Annotated in this window: 14 protein-coding genes; 13 read left to right on the forward strand and 1 reads right to left on the reverse strand. The window is 37.2% G+C overall.

Translation table 11 applies throughout. The annotated features are described in order from the left end of the window. Nucleotides 1-244: 244 nt before the first annotated feature. Nucleotides 245-925 carry an HAD family phosphatase gene (locus PL77_RS16875; RefSeq protein ID WP_172665881.1) on the forward strand — a complete coding sequence of 227 codons (681 nt, stop codon included), beginning with the start codon at nucleotides 245-247 and terminating at the stop codon, nucleotides 923-925. Between the two features lie 76 nt (nucleotides 926-1,001). Here the strand turns inward: PL77_RS16875 and PL77_RS16880 are convergent, their stop codons facing one another. After that, on the reverse strand, nucleotides 1,002-1,556 hold the full coding sequence (locus PL77_RS16880) for a Pathogenesis-related transcriptional factor and ERF protein (protein WP_044207769.1): 555 nt from the start codon (nucleotides 1,554-1,556) through the stop codon (nucleotides 1,002-1,004). Between the two features lie 206 nt (nucleotides 1,557-1,762). Between PL77_RS16880 and PL77_RS16885 the strand changes: the two genes are divergently transcribed. The 12 genes from PL77_RS16885 (at nucleotide 1,763) to PL77_RS16940 (ending at nucleotide 16,869) form a co-directional block, all read left to right on the forward strand. Then, nucleotides 1,763-3,817 (forward strand): sigma 54-interacting transcriptional regulator, encoded by a 2,055-nt coding sequence (locus PL77_RS16885; RefSeq protein WP_044207773.1) that lies wholly within the window; start codon nucleotides 1,763-1,765, stop codon nucleotides 3,815-3,817. 427 nt (nucleotides 3,818-4,244) lie between these two features. Beyond that, nucleotides 4,245-5,408, forward strand: coding sequence for an arginase family protein (locus tag PL77_RS16890; RefSeq protein WP_044207777.1), 1,164 nt, complete (start codon nucleotides 4,245-4,247; stop codon nucleotides 5,406-5,408). Nucleotides 5,409-5,569: 161 nt separating this feature from the next. Continuing rightward, nucleotides 5,570-6,340 (forward strand): SDR family NAD(P)-dependent oxidoreductase, encoded by a 771-nt coding sequence (locus PL77_RS16895; RefSeq protein ID WP_044207779.1) that lies wholly within the window; start codon nucleotides 5,570-5,572, stop codon nucleotides 6,338-6,340. 117 nt (nucleotides 6,341-6,457) lie between these two features. Continuing rightward, complete coding sequence (locus PL77_RS16900; RefSeq protein ID WP_044207790.1) at nucleotides 6,458-7,603, forward strand: Ldh family oxidoreductase; 1,146 nt, start codon at nucleotides 6,458-6,460, stop codon at nucleotides 7,601-7,603. 99 nt (nucleotides 7,604-7,702) lie between these two features. After that, on the forward strand, nucleotides 7,703-8,503 hold the full coding sequence (locus PL77_RS16905; RefSeq protein ID WP_044207791.1) for an SDR family NAD(P)-dependent oxidoreductase: 801 nt from the start codon (nucleotides 7,703-7,705) through the stop codon (nucleotides 8,501-8,503). A 125-nt stretch (nucleotides 8,504-8,628) separates the two neighbouring features. Further along, complete coding sequence (locus tag PL77_RS16910) at nucleotides 8,629-9,372, forward strand: SDR family NAD(P)-dependent oxidoreductase (protein WP_044207794.1); 744 nt, start codon at nucleotides 8,629-8,631, stop codon at nucleotides 9,370-9,372. Between the two features lie 18 nt (nucleotides 9,373-9,390). Then, nucleotides 9,391-9,999 carry a hypothetical protein gene (locus tag PL77_RS16915; RefSeq protein ID WP_044207796.1) on the forward strand — a complete coding sequence of 203 codons (609 nt, stop codon included), beginning with the start codon at nucleotides 9,391-9,393 and terminating at the stop codon, nucleotides 9,997-9,999. Between the two features lies 1 nt (nucleotide 10,000). After that, on the forward strand, nucleotides 10,001-10,642 hold the full coding sequence (locus tag PL77_RS16920) for a TMEM175 family protein (protein WP_044207799.1): 642 nt from the start codon (nucleotides 10,001-10,003) through the stop codon (nucleotides 10,640-10,642). A 9-nt stretch (nucleotides 10,643-10,651) separates the two neighbouring features. Next, complete coding sequence (locus PL77_RS16925; RefSeq protein ID WP_044207809.1) at nucleotides 10,652-11,395, forward strand: hypothetical protein; 744 nt, start codon at nucleotides 10,652-10,654, stop codon at nucleotides 11,393-11,395. Between the two features lie 32 nt (nucleotides 11,396-11,427). Continuing rightward, the gene (locus PL77_RS16930) at nucleotides 11,428-12,813 is read left to right on the forward strand and encodes an alanine racemase (protein ID WP_044207814.1); all 1,386 of its coding nucleotides are present in this window, start codon (nucleotides 11,428-11,430) and stop codon (nucleotides 12,811-12,813) included. Between the two features lie 279 nt (nucleotides 12,814-13,092). After that, entirely contained in the window at nucleotides 13,093-15,210 is a 2,118-nt protein-coding gene (locus tag PL77_RS16935; protein WP_156152404.1) for a CehA/McbA family metallohydrolase, read from the forward strand. Between the two features lie 12 nt (nucleotides 15,211-15,222). Then, entirely contained in the window at nucleotides 15,223-16,869 is a 1,647-nt protein-coding gene (locus PL77_RS16940) for an MFS transporter (RefSeq protein WP_044207823.1), read from the forward strand. Nucleotides 16,870-16,908: the final 39 nt, after the last annotated feature.

Here is a 16,908-nt window from a genome sequence, read left to right on the forward strand (position 1 = left end):
ATATGTTCTTTTTTTGAAGTGATTTATTGTATTAGAGTGAATGTGAATTTCTATAGAGATCCTATAAACAATTCATGGAGTATAAGTCGGTTTTGCGTTGTATTTGGTAAATTTTATTGATGGAATGAAACTTAGTTTGATATCAAACGTTATGTTAGTTGTAAATCTATTACCTAGTTATTGAGATATGATGAATAAATTAAAATTTTCCCTAGTAGCATTATTTTCCTTACTTGTGTCAAATATGATAAATGCACAAGATTTAAAAAGTTGGAATGAGCCAATGCGTAGTGAATTGATCAAAATGATTAAAAAAGCTCCGAAAAAAGGAAGAGTAGCCACATTTGACATGGATGGGACTATGATTTCAGAATCTCCTACTTATGAGATTGCTCTTTTCACTAAAAAATATTCAGATGCAGAAATCAAATCCAAAGACGATTTGGTGAAGGCATTAGTTGCTTTAACAAAAGATGAAAATTACAAACAATATGTAGATGAGTACTTTTCTGATCACCAAGCGAGAGTATATCAACCAATGCTGGAATTAGTAGAGTATTTAAAGGCGAACGACTTTAAAGTTATTTTATGCACAGCATCTGAAGAATACTTTGCACAAGTTGCCGCAAAGACAAGTCTACCAATGTTCGATGACGTTATAGGTACAAATATGGCCGTAAGAGTCAATGAACACGAAGGTAAAGTGCTCAATTTAAAAGAGGCAGGGTACCAACCGATGTTTGCTTTTGGTAACTCTGCTGGAGATTATGAAATGATGGAGTATGCTACTAAAAAGTCATATTTAGTGATTCATGATCATAAAGAATCTGGAGAATACGCAAAACCTGAACAATACATTTCTGAGTGTAAAGAGAAAGGGTTTGGTACGTTAAATATTAACGATTGGACTACGATTTTCCAATAAGAACACACCAAAGACATACAACACAAGGCCTAAAGTGATCTTCACTCTAGGCCTTTGTTATATATCACTTACATCATCACTTATTCTTATTTGAGGCCGCATGCACTCTATTCAAACCTTTAGTTTCACCAAAGTGCTTTTCAGAATATTTATTATAAGCATTAGCAGCCTCTTTTGCTGTTTTATAAACACCTAAATCATGTCGTTTTCCACCTGAATACAATACAGCCCGAAAAGAGTTTTTACTCACCTGCACTACACCTCTATAGCCTGTTTTATTTCTATGTTTCTGATGTCTTCTTAAATCAGCCATCGTCACCCATTCCAGATTTTCTTCCCTACAATCCAGCGTATCTCCATTTTTATTCCTTACAAAAAGTCTTTTTGCAGCATCTGGTTTTTCAACAAAAGTTTCAGCAACGAGTTTGTGCAGGTAGATCGTTACATTTTGATACTGTCCATTTTTTGTAGGATAATTTTTCTGAAAGAAAACATAACCACTGACATGCTTTCTAAGGTTTTCAAGAAATCCAATTTTTTTATAATATTCATTACTTTCTATAAACTCAAACGTTTGAATAGAAATTAATGCGTTTTCGTCCGTATTTTTTAGTTTGATCTTACATAACATGGTATAAAGAATTAAGTCAACGATGGTTTTAAATTATTAATTCGAACGAATGATTAATAAGATAGTTGTGTTTCATGTTATATTATTCACTATTGTTAAGTGACTATTACCTTAACAATGTGCATGATATGTGAGGGACAAATACATTTTATTCCAATAAATTCTTATTTTTAATAAAGCAATTAACTATATCTCGAAATTTTAAAATGGGAATACTCTCTACTTTGAACCTGATTCTTGCAGGTGTTTTTATCGCACTATCAATTTTATACATCCTGAACTACCTTTTAACGAAGCAAAAGAAAATTCAACTCACGTATAGTGGTATGTGTATACTTTCAAGTTTGTTTGTGTTATCTACTACTTTTATGCATATGGAAAGTGAGGTAGAAAGATATAGACAACTTCTCGCATTGGTTGTTTTTACCTATTTAATGCTGATGGAGTCTATTTTTTTAGTCCTTTATCTTTACAATAAACGAAGAGGGAAATTACCATTTTATGGCATTACGATCATCACTTTAGTCATCATTTTTGTGTTGTTTATTGAGAATACCAGTTTTATGTTTGATGGCCAATTTCAAATCATTGAATTCTTTTTGCTAGGGCATCAGAAGTATTACATATTGAAGGGATCCTCCTCTGAAATCTATGATTTATCCGTTCTCGTATTTTATGGAAGTAGTGTGATTTATTTTATTTGGATGATTTCTATTTCTAATTTCAATAAGAGCGATTTAAAGTTTCAAATTCATATTGCAGTATTGTTTCTATTTTTGGTCAGTAATATTTATGATGTTTTGATTGATGTTGGCATCATAGAGGTTTCAGTTTATACATCAGAATATGCGATTATCTTTTCAATATTACTTTTTAACATTGACCTCATTTCAGACCTTTATATAGGGACAAAAAATAAAGAAGAGTTGTATCACATTTCCCAAAATTTTAATCGATTAATCAAAGAAGTAAAATTATACGTTATAGGCTTTAATGTGCACAAGGAGATCAATTTTCAAAATAATTTTTCAGAGGATGTATTTGGGAGTCAGTTGTTAGGTAATAACATTCAATCGATTCTTGAGGAACACCCAGAAGGAGATGGAGGGGATTTAATAGTTTATAAAAGTAAGTGTCGCCCTTTTAAATATTTAAAGTGCTCCACAATAACATTAGATATCAATGGAAATCTGCAAACCTATTTATTAGGTTATGATATCACAGATAGAAGGCGAGAACAAAAGAAACTACAGGAGACTTTAATAGAATTGCATCAATTGACAGAGGAATTAGAGCAAGAGAACACGATTCTAAAAGTAGAGTCTCAAAAGAACAAACCGAATGAATTATTTGTCGGAAGTTTTGCTTCGAGTATTGAACAGGAAGTGTCACGCATCGCAAATTATAAAAGCACAGTTCTGATTGAGGGAGCTAAAGGAACAGGGAAGAATTATGTAGCGGATATGATTATTGAGAAAAGTAATAGATCGGGTAAACCCAGCATCGTTTATAATTGTCATTCTTCAATTAAATCTATTTTCCAATCTCGCTATTATGAAAGTAAGTCAGGGGCTGAATATTCCAACAAAAGTATATTAGATGTGGCCAACCATGGAACACTGACTTTGTCTAACATTGAGAATATGTCAGTCGAAGACCAAAAGCATTTACTAGACTTCCTAAAGGAAAAAGAAAGTGCACGCCTCCAATATGACATTAGATTTATTATCACCACAACAACTGATTTATTGCATTTAGTTAGAAAGAAGGAGTTCAATATGGAGCTATATCAATATTTGAGTATTTATACAATTCACCTACCACAGTTAAAAAACCGTTTGGCTGATATTCCTTACCTCACCAATTTCTTTGTGGATCAATTTTGTAGAAGTAATAATATAGAACCCCTTTCCATTTCTATGGCATGTATTAAAAAATTACAATCTTATGATTGGCCAGAAAACATCAAGGAATTGAGGTATATACTCCAAAAAGCAGTTTTGGCATCAACAGGAAAAACACTTTGTCTTAAGGGGTTTGAAGAATATATGAATAAGAAAACAAAGCATGAAAGTACTTATTTGAATCTTTATGATCATGAAAGGAAGTACATCATTGAGATTTTAAATTTATCAAATTGGAAGATCAGTGGTAAAAACAGTGCTTCTGAAATTTTAGGAATAAATGAAGCGACATTAAGATCTAAAATGAAAAAACTCTCTATTACAAAAGACATTAAAATCAGAAGTCAAGTAGAATAAAATACAGTTAGTCTTATTTCTTTTAGTGAAATATCACGAAAATTAAATACTTTTTTTTGAATGTAAATAATTTTAAACATTTGTTTTTCAGTTGTTTATGAATTTTAGTTTGAAGAAATGAGCTTTTTTTTGAGATCATGATAATTAGTTTTTAGTATTGTAAAACCCAATAGAGACAATTACATTTCTCATAAAAACTTATTTTAATACCCCAAAACCTATCAATTCGATGTTGTTCACAAAATTCTTGTACCTTACCCTGAAACTTTATGCTCCCTAGTACCGTTAAGTAGTTTGCAGGCACCGAAAAGGCATCTGTTTTTTAACTACTCGATTATAATTCGAACGATTGAATAAATATTGGTTTGACTACAAAACCTACACTACTTTAAAATAAAGTTATTACTAAGATAAATTTAAGATTACTATGAAAAAGGAAATCAAAAAGTATCCACCAATTCCTCAAGAAAGATTAGAAAAGTACCAAGACCTTTGGAAAAACTCTACGAGTAGAGATGGAGTTCACCCGGATGTAAAAGCTCATTTAGAAAGAGTAAAAACGATGGGAGACGGCCAAGGAATTGAGTTCTTGAGTAATATCAACAAAGATTATTTGGGTGCTTTTATGGCTCCATTCTCTAGAGACTTAGAGGATGCAGACATTGCTGTAATTGGTATGCCTTTTGAAAAGTCTGCTCCAATGAATGCTTCCCACAAATATGGTCCAAAGGCATTAAGAGAGCTTTCAAAAAACTTTATGGGTACTACTGAGCCATGGATCAATGGAGAGTTCGATATTCCTTTCGATTTTGCGAACATCATTGACTACGGTACAATTGATACGTATGGTCAGTTTGATTTATCTGGTGAAATGGAGCACGCAATCGAGCATTACAGAAAAATCGTTTGTGATAACCATATCGTTCCATTTATGTGGGGTGGTGATCACACTGTTTCAGTAGCCCCTTTATTGACGTTAGGTGAAACTTACGGACCACTTTCTGTAATTCACTTTGATGCTCACTATGACTTAGTGACTGAAGCAGATTTCCCTTATCCTTACCACTCAGGTAACATGTTTACACAAAACTTTGCGAAAGGTAATGTAGACCCTGAGAGAATGATCCAAATTGGTATCCGTGGTAGAATGACAGGTTTAGTAGGTGGTCACGCGAAAAACTTCGGTACTAATGTTGTTTTTGCTGATGAAGCAAGAATCATGTCACCAAGAGAAATGGCTGATAAGATCATTGAAGTTGTTGGAGATGGCCCTACTTATATCTCATTGGACTTGGATTCTTTAGATCCAGTATACAATTCAGCTTCATCTGCAGTAGAACCATTCGGTTTAGATGCAAACTGGGTACATGATGTATTGAAATTAGTTCGTATGTCAGGTAAAGTAAACTTAGTCGGTGCAGATGTAGTGGAGTACGCTCCTCAAAATGACCCTGCTAAAACATTCGGTTATATCGCTGCAGGCTTAAGCTGGAAGATCCTTTGCTGGTTAGCGGCAGATGTAAAACGTAGAAATGGAGGCAAAAATCATCCAACGAACTGGCCTCAAGCGTTTGGTAACGTAACCCTTTAATCATTAATACAACTCCTCAATCTGAGTTTATTTAATAAAGTATTACATTTTAAATTTGAATACTGGATTATTTATAAATAATCAGAATGGCACTTTACTGCCTATAAAAATAGGAATGTAACCTTTTGACTAGACTCAGATTGATCATCAAAATTATAATTATGGCAAATTTCTTTTCACTAGAAAACCAAGTTGCTATCGTGACTGGTGGTACTTCAGGTATCGGTTTAAAAACAGCAGAACGTTTTATTGCAGCAGGTGCAAAAGTGGTGATTTCAGGTCGTAAAGACGGATCTGAAATCGCTGAGAAAATTGGTGCGACATTCGTTCAATGTGACGTGTCAAGTGCTGAATCTGTGGAAGCAATGGTCAACAAAACAGTAGAAGTTTATGGTAAGATTGACATCTTAGTGAACAATGCTGGAGCCAACTTCGGTTATGATACCATGATGGAGACGGACATTGAAAACTTCGATAAAAACTTCGCTATCAACACGAAAGGTGTGGTTCACGGTATCAAATTCGGTGTTCCTCAAATGAACGATGGCGGTAGAATTGTCAATGTAGCTTCAGCGGCAGCAGTACAAGGTGTAGCTTATTTAGCACCTTACGTTGCTTCAAAATGGGCAGTAGTAGGAATCACTAAAACTGCAGCGGTAGAGTTGGGAAGTAGAGGAATCAGAGCAAACGTAATTGCACCTACTTCTGTAAATACTCCAATGGCCAACACTCCTGAGGGACAACCTCAATTGAGAATGGAGCACAAAGCAGTGCCTCTAGGAAGAATCGCTGAACCAGAAGAAGTGGCATCATTGATTCACTTCTTAGCGGCTAAAGACTGTGACTTCGTGAACGGTCAAGTGATTGGTGTTGACGGTGGTTTCACTGCAGGCATGAGCATTGATGCTTACAACACTTTAGCTTCAGAATAAGCAATCTCAAAATATATATAGAAGCTGTCGTAACAACTCAAAAGATGATAAACTTCGAACAGGTTTACGACAGCTTCACATCAACAATTAGTTTCTAAAAATTAAAAAAACACTACGATGGGAGCACAAGGAAAAACAAAATCGACGAATGCAGACTTCTTACGTTACGCTTTAAAAAGAACTTGGATGGCTGCAGGTGCATCAGAAGAGCACGGTGATGCAGTAGCTGACGCATTAATGTTAGGTATCCGCCAAGGAAAATTAAACCAAGGTTTAGGGGTGTATGAAGCAATTGATATTATGCACCAATCAGGTTTATTGGATATCAATGCAGAGCCGGAAGTTGTAGGTGAAGGCGATACTTGGGCATCAATTGACGGTAAGCGTTCATCAGGTTATTGGACATTGACTAAGATGGCCAACATGGCCATCGAAAAAGCGAAAAAGCATGGTATTGCTATCGTTTTCGGTCATAACCACAATGATGCAGGTTCATTTGGAGCTTACACTTGGATGGCGTCAAAAGCAGGTTGTGTAGCATTAACGTCGAACAACTCAGTACCAATGTGTTCGCCTCTAGGTGGTATGTCAAACACAATTTCAGTACCTCCATTTGATGGTATTGGTCCAGCAGGTGAGAAGCCTCCAGTATGGATGTCCACAAAACTTTGTGAGTGGTACGATGCAGATACTGCACAAGCGGTTCTTCAAGGTACTAAGCTGAAAGGTGATTATGTAATTGACCCTGAAACAGGTGAATTATCAAATGATTTAGCTCCTTACGCTCAGCCAATTGAAGGATACGGTCGTGTGTACAACCAATCGGCTTTCCAACAATTATCAAATCCTAGAGTATACATGTTGAACTTATTCAACGAATTACTTTCAGGTATTATCAACCCAGGTGGTATCATCACTCCAGAGGTTCCATCACTAGGTGATATTGTGGACAAAAAAGCAGACGGTACTTCAGTAGGTGGTTCTTACTTTATCTGTATCGATCCTTCAGTATTTGGTCCATTGGGTGATGTATTGGCGAAATCAGATCGTTTTGCTCAAGCAATCGAAGATTCACCAGCTCGTCCAGGTCAAAGAAAGCCAGGTATGCCAGGTGCTAGAGGATATGAGTCAATCATCAAAGACGAGGAAATCGTTGAGGTATTGGATTCTCACTGGGAGCCATTCTTCAAAACTCAAGCAGGAAGATACGGTCTTTCTGAAGAAAGCTTAAGAGAAGAGTGGGAAGCTCAAAGAAATAAATAATTATAGAAAATAACCGTAGGAAGCTATTTCATTGTTTATAAAGGGATGTCGTAAATCGGCATCCCAACTTGAAAATTTCTACGAATAAAAATATTGAATATGAATCTTCTTGAAAACAAAGTAGCATTAGTAACAGGAGCGACAAAAACAAAAGGTCTAGGTAGAGCAATTGCTGAGAAATTAGCGGAATTAGGAGCAAAAGTCGTTTTAACGGGTCGTAATAGCTCAAAAGAAGGAATGGAAGCAAACGTTGCTGCTATCAAAGCAAATGGTGGTGAAGCAATGGGTGTTTTGGTTGACGTATCTGATGCAGCTCAAGTTGATGCTGCGATTCAACAAGTATTAGATGCTTACGGTACTTTAGATATCGTAGTAAACAATGCAGGTGTAGGATTTGGTTCTGCTTTATTGGATGAAAATACAGATAAAGACTGGGATGCGAACTACGCTGTAAACGTAAAAGGTGCATTAGCAGTATGTAAAGGAGCGATCCCTGCGATGGAAAAATCAGGTGGTGGAGCTATTGTAAACGTAGCTTCAACTGCAGGTATTGCAGCAGGTATGGGTATGCCTTATCCATATGTAGCTACTAAGCACGCATTAGTGGGAGCGACAAAGGTATTAGCCATTGAGCAAGCAGCAAAAGGTATTCGTGCCAACGTTGTTGCTCCAGGTGCAATCAATACGGACATGTTGCAAGAAGCTTATAAAGCTATTGCTGAAGCGGAAGGTTGTTCTGTAGAAGAAGCAGCAGCAAAAGAGAATGCGGGTATTCCATTAGGCAGACCTGCTGAGCCAAGTGAAATTGCAGAAGCGATTGTTTACTTAGCATCTCCTGCAGCAAGTTATGTTACTGGTATTGTACTTCCTGTTCACGGAGGTATGGCTCCAGGATTATAATCAGGTAAGAGGTAAGAGGTAAGAATTAAGAGTGAAGAGGAATGGTTCGTGTTATGATTCTTAGGTCATAACATGGACTAGCTTCTCTCATACCTCTTTCTTCTTCCATCAAATAAAGTAATAAAATGAAAAAAATTGCTTTAATCACAGGAGCCGCACAGGGCATTGGTTTTGAAACTGCAAAGTTATTAGGAGAACAAAATTACAGTGTGATCCTTGCTGATATTCAAACAAATGTACCTGAGAAAGCAGAAGAATTGAAAGCGATTGGCATAGAAGCTTATTCCTTCGAATTCAACTTAGCAGATTCATCTACTTTCCAACCTTTGGTGGATTTCATTTCTGATCGTTTTGGTCACTTGGATGCCTTGATCAACAATGCAGCACTATTGGTGGATATGGGAAAGCACCCTTCGGATTTATCTGAAGAACTTTTCAGAAAAGTAATGGAAGTAAACTACATCGGACCATTTTTATTAACTCAGAAATTAGTTCCATTACTCAAGAAAAGTGAAGCAGGAAGAATTGTAAATCTATCAACACAAGTCGCTCAACTTGCTCAGTTATCAGATATGAATTCACCACTCAAGGAGGATATTTGTGCCGCTTATCAAAGCTCAAAAGTTGGAGTAAATGCAATGACTGTTTTGTATGCCAAGGAACTAGAATCATATGGAATCAAAGTCAACAGTTGTTGTCCAGGTTGGGTAGACAGTGCCATGAATACCGAAGACCTGCCGGATTACGGAGAAGGAAGCCGACCGAAAACATTAAGAGAAGGTGCAGATACGTCAGTATGGTTAGCCACACTTCCTAAAGAGGGACCTACTGCTGGTTTTTTCACCGATAGAGAAAGAATTGATTGGTAAACTTAAGATACTACGATTATGTGTAATACAAATGAAAAGCCGATACTGAAATTCGATACTCCAGATTACAATTATGATGAGTTGGAGCAACAACTGAATGATTATGAGGCTAATCCAGAAGGATACAAACACGATGCTCCTTCGATTATATCTATCCGTCAAGGAATCAGAGCAGGGAGAGCAGGAAGTGTGGCTGTAGGCGGTTGTCTTTTACATCATGACGAAGTGATTGCGGAGAATATGTCAAAAGCCAATTCACCTTATCACCGATTGGATTTACACGCGGAGATGGTACTCTTAAATGAATTGGAAGATAGACTTTGTGACGATAAGACACCAAGAATGAGAGACTATACCTTATTTACTTCTCAGGAACCTTGCCCGATGTGTTTGGCGAGAATTTGTTTCAGCCAAGTAGGCAAAACCTATTATGTATACAGAGATGCTCACAGTATAGAAGCAGGTGCTCAAACGAACTACGAAAGGTTGCCGGAAGGCTTTCAAATCTTAGGCTCAAGATTGGTTGTGGAAGAGGCAGATTGTTCTCCTAAGTTAAAAGAAATAGCTCGTCAAGTATGGCTCAATTCGATTGACCATTGTGTAGATGAGTGGTTAGAAAGATATTAGTATGAGGGCAAATTCACAAAAACTAAGAGATTATTCTTACTTCCTGGACTATGTAAAACATTTAGGAATGTTACTGTTTGCCATCAGTATGACTACACCAATATTAGGTTTGGTTGTGTTTGATGTGGAAACGGAAATTGTAGAAGGAGATAAAGTCATCGATTCTCAATTGATATGGGATAAACCATTTCTTCCTTATGTGGCAGGGTTTGTCATTCTTGTCATCCACTGGTTTAAGTTTGTAGAAGTTCACCACTCCATGAAAAATATCGACTTTAATCAGGTATTGATCACATTTGGATTCTTCTTCCTTTTATGCCTGTACCCTTATTTTGAGATGAACATTGAATTCACCTCGGATCAACCTCACTCTAGAGCCATTTTCAGTGCGGTTTGGGGACTATTAGGGATTTTTTCCTTTTGGAAATTACACCATGCTAAGAATAATGGGATGTTGAAAGATGAATTGTCAGATGAGAGAATCAAGGTCTTATCTAATGAAATTCTCGCAGACCCTGTAGTAGCCTTAGTATGTGTAGGACTATCGTACGTATCCTTCACAGCTTGGTTAGTGGGTATGGTAGTACTCGTGCCTATCGCCAATTATATATTAACAAGAATCAGCATCAAGGCTGGATTTTAAATTTTTATTATGAAACATCTATTCATCTGTTTATTATTTCTACTCTCAACAAATTTCATTTTCGCACAAGAAGAAATTGACGCTTCTAAACCAACCAACTTTTATACACAGTTGTACAATCATTTAGAATATAACTATTCGAAAAATGGTCCTGATACTTATGGGTATAGAGCGGAGTTTATGTTTGCACCAAGTGAAGCTCATTTAATTTTAGCAGAGCTTCCATTATTATACAATACAGGTACAGACAAAACAGGTATTGGAGACTTTAGAGCAAGATACTTTTACTTGCCTTATAAAAACTACGATAAGTTCCTGGGAGCATTCGGACCGTCGGTAGATATTTTTGCTCCAACAGGAAATTATGACCATGGATTAGGAACGGGTGCTTGGTTGGTACAGCCAGGTGTGACTGTAGGATTGATGATTGCAGATTGGATTCAAGCTTTTCCGATTCTCTCTTATCAGTATACTTCAAGTCCAGTGATTGAAAGACCAGGACTATTCCAAGATCCTCAACATGGTATCTCTTTTCAGGTGATTGCACCGATTATTTTGAGTGAAAAAATGTTCTTACAAGTCACTCCAATTTATACAGCAAGTAACCTGGGCATGGAAAGAAATGACAGATACATCCAAGAGTTTATCGCTCAGTATGCATTGTCGGACAAACTACAAGTGAGTGGATTCTATAGAGGAATCTTCAAAGACGATAATCATACAGCCCGCTTAGCTCTGGTTGTATTTCTTTAATATGATATTAAAAACTATAAAAAATAAAGATCATGAGTGATATCAAAATGAATCCTTTGTTAAGCGTTAAAGATGGTGATCTTCACATCGAAGGCGTAAATACTGTTGAAATTGCAGAGAAATTTGGTACTCCTTTGTTTGTAGTATCAGAAAATATTTTAGTTCAAAACTATTTAGCATTTCAAAATACTTTTCAGCAATACTATCCTGAAGGACGCATCCGTGTAATGGCGGCAGTAAAAGCCAACCCTACGGTAGCAGTAAGAAGAGTATTGACACAAGCAGGTTGTGGTTGTGATACTTTTGGTGCTGGAGAATTGGAAACAGCAATCAGAGGTGGAGTTCCTTACGAGGATATTGCGGTAAATGGATCTATCAAGTCGGACGATATTATCCGCAAAGCCATTGATTTAGGAATTCATATCGTTTTGGATAACAAAGACGAGTTAAGTACTTGTGAAAGAATCGCAAAAGAACTAGGAAAAGAAGCACACGTGATGTTGCGTATCAAGCCTTATATGAAAGACCTTGATGAGCCATCAGATTTCTTCCCAGCACGTTTGATTCGTGAGATGACTCAAACTGTAAAATATGGTATCCCTACTTCAGAAGTAAGAGAGATGTTACCACAGTTTGCAGATTGCCCTAATGTAAAATTAGTTGGTGTTCACACACACGCTGGCCGTCACTCTAAGAAACCTATTTTCTGGCAGTCATTAGTACAGTCTATTGTAGATATGATCAAAGAAATTCATGACGGTGTGGGTAATAATTGGTCACCTTCTATTGTATCTGTTGGTGGTGGTTTCCCTGCTGAAATGGATAAAGAATCTCGTGTGGCAGTAACAGATTATGAAACTCCACATTTAGAAGATTTTGCGAAAGTAATTACTGAAACGTTCAGAAATGGAATGAAAGCAATCGGTCTTTCTTCTGATGGAATTATCCTTGAAATTGAGCCGGGTCGTGCAATGTACAATGAGAGTGGTATCCACTTATTTAAAGTACACAACATGAAGCACGAAACAGCCAACGGAATGGATTACCAATGGGCTGAAACAGATACTTCAGAGACGTTCTTGAGTATTGGCGGTTTGAATGTTGTTCCTCCATTTGATTTGGTAGCTTGTAATAAAGCAGATCAGAAATATGATACTCCAGTAGACGTTGTGGGAATTACTTGTAACTATGACTGTTTGGCCGAACAATACAAAATGCCTCAATTAGCGAAAGGGGATACTTTGGCCTTCTTAAATACAGGATCTTACATTGAGCCTTACACTTGTAACTTCAATGCACTACCTCGCCCTGGTATGGTGATGGTAAAAGGGGATACTGTAGAATGGGTGAAAAGACCTGAAACACAAGATGAGGTATTCTCAAGACACGTTGTTCCAGAACGTTTGAAAGATATTTAATGAATAGAAAAAATAATTGGTTGTTTCGTGCACCATAGTTAAAACTATGGGCAGGTGGTAACCCAACCTCACCAAGACTAAAGTCTTGAAGGTTGGTAAAGGAAGCAACACTTTAGTGTTGTTGGATTTAGTATCACCTGCCCATGACTTCAGTCATGGTGTACGTTATTTTTTCCTTTCATATCGCTCAACACTTGAAACATAGTGTAAGGAAAAAAGGCGTGTTGTGGCTCACGAACCACCCCCATTCAAAACCTCTATTTGATTACTAAGAAGAGAATGAAAAAATTACTACTAAGTTTTTGCTTGCTTTTTACTTTACCATTGATGTTAACCGCCCATCAGCCTGATAATGCATCTGGTACTTTTGAGTTGGATTGGCATACTCATCAAATTGATAAAACCATTGCTACAGGAGTTTTCCAGACGATGGGATTGAGAGTGGACAATGACCCTTCAAGAGCAGGAGTAAATGAAGTTGATGGAGATAAAATCCTTTATGGTATTGCATTAGGATTTAGTATTAATGATCAGTTTGCTTTTGATATTGATCAAAAAGTAAAAGTGACCGTGGAGTTGGATGCGAGTAATCTCACTGAGTTTTTCTACGCTTACGACAGAAATGGAGTCGTAGAATCAGTACATAGAGTAGAGATAGCAGAAGGAACGAAAGGCTTTCAGAAATATGAGTTTGTTTTGGAAAGAGCTCGTTTTGCCAATAGAGGATATGATAAAACAGACTTTGCTCTGTCATCAGGATTAGACATGTCCAATAAGCTCCTTTTTATACGTGATATCCAATTTGAATTGATCGGAGAAACAGCAAAAAGAAACCCAAGTGGTCATCTTCAGTTAAACCTATTTGAGAAAAAATCGAAAGAAAGAATTGCAGCACAGATTGGGTTGTATGATGCATCAGGCAGAATGCCACTTCCAACAGAAAGTGCAATTGAGTTCCAGTTTTTTGAAAACTTAGTAAGAACAGTTGAAATCAGAGAGGAATTGGATCAAGTATATTGGCCTCATGATAATCACTATACCATGTATATCGATGGTTTTTACCAAGCGAATATTCCGGCAGGGAAATATACGTTGGTCGTCATGAAAGGGCCTGAATATCCTATTCTTCAAAAAGAAATTGAAATCAAAGAGGGCGTAAATAACCCGATCAATATTCAACTGGAACATGTGTTGGATATGCCTAAAAAAGGTTGGTATTCGGGAGACGTACACAACCACTTTTCAAGAAGAAATGCGACTGCTAACCCTAATCAAATTGCACATGCAAGAGCGGCGGATTTACATATGCACTGGCTCTATGCTTTAGGTAATTCGGTGACGACACACTTCGACCAATACGCTTGGGGAGAAGAGGGACAGTACAAAGAAAAAGATTACTACATCGCTTCAGGTCAGGAAGATCCTCGAACGGACTTCTTAGGGCATGTTTTAGCCATGGGGCACGATGAGTTTGTCCGCTATCCGAATGAGTATTTCCATTATGATAAAGTCTCAAAAGAGGTACATAAACAAGGAGGTGTTTTTGGAGTGGCTCATATGGATTTTGCTCAATTCCAACAGAATATTGCTTTGGCAATGTTGGCTCCTGAAGATGAAGTGGACTTTGTAGAGATATTCCAATATCACTCTTTAAATCTGAATGATTGGTATGCCTTCTTGAACTTAGGTTTTAAACTAAGTGCAGCGGCAGGGTCGGATTGGCCTTATATGTCATTGCCGGGTGCGGTAAGAACTTTTGTGAAAATAGAGGAGGAGTTTACGCCAGATGCTTGGAATAAAGCATTGAAAGACGGAAAGTCGTTTGTATCGAATGGCCCGATGATCGATTTCAATATCAATGGTCAGGACATTGGTTCTACGCTTCAAGTGAAAAATGGAGAGACACTTTCTATTAAAGCCAAAGGATATATCGTACCAAGTTGGGATCTACTGAACTATGCGAGCATTATCGTTAATGGAGATGTAGTGAAAGAAATCAAATTGGAGAAAGGGCAGAAAGAAATTGATATCGAATTAGAATTGCCAGCAGATAAAAGCTGTTGGGTAGCGGTGAAAGTCCATGGTGAAAAATCACATGATATCGTTTTCCAAAGTGATTTTACCAAAAGAATTCAAGCTCACACTTCCCCCATATATATAGAGGTAGATGGAAAACCTACTTGGTCCGTAGAAAAAGCACCTCAGATTATTGATATGCTCTTGGAAAGACTGGAACAAGTGAAGGAAATGAAGTATGAGAGACATGATAATGAGGCTTGGGAAAGTCCAGATAGAACAGAAGAAATGCTGGATGCATTCCGTCCTTATTTAAGAACATGGATTGATCAGACTAAAGAATACTACATCAATAGAAAAAAAGAAATTGTGAGACCTTAATAGACTAAACAAATGAGTACACAAGAAAAAATGAATTGGAAACCATTGATCGTAATTATTCTCTCAATGGTGATGATGTACATTACATCTTTTAGTATTAATGTATTGATAGGACCGATTGTACAGGAATTAAACTGGTCGGTTTCAGGATTACAAATGGTAATTGTATCTGCTTCTTTAATTGCCGGGACACTCATGGTGACTGCCGGTAGATTAGGAGATAAAATAGGAAAGAAGAAGGTGTTTTTGATAGGTTCAATTATCTATACTGTCGGTTTAACCATCGTGGTATTGGCACCAAACTCTACGGTTTTCAGTATTGCTTGGGCATTAATTTGGCCTTTCGGAATGGTATTGATTATACCTACTTCAATTGCCATTATTATGTACTTCTATGAAGGTTCTCAACGTGCTATGGCCTTCGGTATCTATGGTGCAGTATTGTCAATTGTATCAGCAGTTGCTCCAGTAGTAGTAGGGTATTTAGCCTCTATCGTTTCATGGAGAATTGCTTTAGGATTGTCTCCAGCATTTGGAGTATTGACGATCATTGCAGCATTTACATTGCCTGAAACAGAAAAAGATTCATCGATCAAAATAGATATCTTATCAGTGTTCTTGTCAGTGATTGCCTTTGGTACATTCCTTATCGCTACAACAATGGCATCACAATACGGTTGGTTGATGGAGAAAAGACCTTTTGAAATTGGTGGTTCAGTGATTCCTTTAGGAGGATTATCTATTGTTCCTGTGATGTATGTTATTGCGATTGTTCTATTGGTTATTTTCTTTAAAAGAGGAGCAACGCTTACGGCAAAAGGAGAGACTCCATTATTAAGTGCATCGATTTTGAAAAACATTCCATTTACAATCGGAATGACGATACAAGCATTACTTTACTTCCTAATCGCAGCAGTATTATTTACAGTTTCTGTATTTGTGCAGTCAGCAGCAGGATTAGATTCATTCGATACCGCTTTGACTACACTTCCGATTTCTATCAGTGTAGCAGCAGCAGCCTTTTTTACGGCGAACCTTGGAAGCAAGATTTCTCCAAAAATCATCACTATTGTTGGTTTCGTGATTGTATTGGCGGGTACTTACCTGATTACAGAGCAAATCTCAGTAGATATGACACCTTTCACTACGATGACAGGATCGTTGGTATTTGGTGCAGGAGCAGGTTTAGTCATGGCTCAAATTGCGAACTTGACGATGATCAAGGTACCATCAGAACAAGATGGAGAAGCTTCAGGATTGTCTGAAACGATGAAAGAAATTGTCGGTCAAGGCTTCGCGATCGCTTTTGCTGGATCAATCTTATTCGGAGCGGTATATTCAAATATGGTAGATGGGTATGAAGCTACGGAAGATCTGCAGTTAACTTCTGGAGATAAGGAAGAAATTATTATCGAGTTAGAAGATACTTTTATGGAGATCACTCCTGAGCAAGAAAAAGCGTGGGTAGCTGATCAATTACCAGAAAAGACAAAAGCGGCTTATCAAGAAATCGTAAATAACTCTGCTGAAGATGCTTTCAGACACACGTTTTGGATTGTAAGTATTTTCACAGTCATTTCATTACTCTTAAGTTTCTTCCTTCCTGGAATGAAGCTAGGAAATCAAGAAGAGGAAGCTACAGACGAGATGACGGCATAGAATGGATGCATATTATGCACCATTAAAGTGATGATGGTG

The organism is Flammeovirga sp. OC4 (assembly GCF_000812565.1).
Taxonomy (GTDB): Bacteria; Bacteroidota; Bacteroidia; order Cytophagales; family Flammeovirgaceae; genus Flammeovirga.

Excerpts from the sequence above, each read along its gene's own strand:
- PL77_RS16875 (WP_172665881.1), top strand. The coding sequence starts at position 245 with ATGATAAATGCACAAGATTTAAAAAGTTGGAATGAGCCAATGCGTAGT.
- PL77_RS16880 (WP_044207769.1), bottom strand. The coding sequence starts at position 1,556 with ATGTTATGTAAGATCAAACTAAAAAATACGGACGAAAACGCATTAATT.
- PL77_RS16885 (WP_044207773.1), top strand. The coding sequence starts at position 1,763 with ATGGGAATACTCTCTACTTTGAACCTGATTCTTGCAGGTGTTTTTATC.
- PL77_RS16890 (WP_044207777.1), top strand. The coding sequence starts at position 4,245 with ATGAAAAAGGAAATCAAAAAGTATCCACCAATTCCTCAAGAAAGATTA.
- PL77_RS16895 (WP_044207779.1), top strand. The coding sequence starts at position 5,570 with ATGGCAAATTTCTTTTCACTAGAAAACCAAGTTGCTATCGTGACTGGT.
- PL77_RS16900 (WP_044207790.1), top strand. The coding sequence starts at position 6,458 with ATGGGAGCACAAGGAAAAACAAAATCGACGAATGCAGACTTCTTACGT.
- PL77_RS16905 (WP_044207791.1), top strand. The coding sequence starts at position 7,703 with ATGAATCTTCTTGAAAACAAAGTAGCATTAGTAACAGGAGCGACAAAA.
- PL77_RS16910 (WP_044207794.1), top strand. The coding sequence starts at position 8,629 with ATGAAAAAAATTGCTTTAATCACAGGAGCCGCACAGGGCATTGGTTTT.
- PL77_RS16915 (WP_044207796.1), top strand. The coding sequence starts at position 9,391 with ATGTGTAATACAAATGAAAAGCCGATACTGAAATTCGATACTCCAGAT.
- PL77_RS16920 (WP_044207799.1), top strand. The coding sequence starts at position 10,001 with ATGAGGGCAAATTCACAAAAACTAAGAGATTATTCTTACTTCCTGGAC.
- PL77_RS16925 (WP_044207809.1), top strand. The coding sequence starts at position 10,652 with ATGAAACATCTATTCATCTGTTTATTATTTCTACTCTCAACAAATTTC.
- PL77_RS16930 (WP_044207814.1), top strand. The coding sequence starts at position 11,428 with ATGAGTGATATCAAAATGAATCCTTTGTTAAGCGTTAAAGATGGTGAT.
- PL77_RS16935 (WP_156152404.1), top strand. The coding sequence starts at position 13,093 with ATGAAAAAATTACTACTAAGTTTTTGCTTGCTTTTTACTTTACCATTG.
- PL77_RS16940 (WP_044207823.1), top strand. The coding sequence starts at position 15,223 with ATGAGTACACAAGAAAAAATGAATTGGAAACCATTGATCGTAATTATT.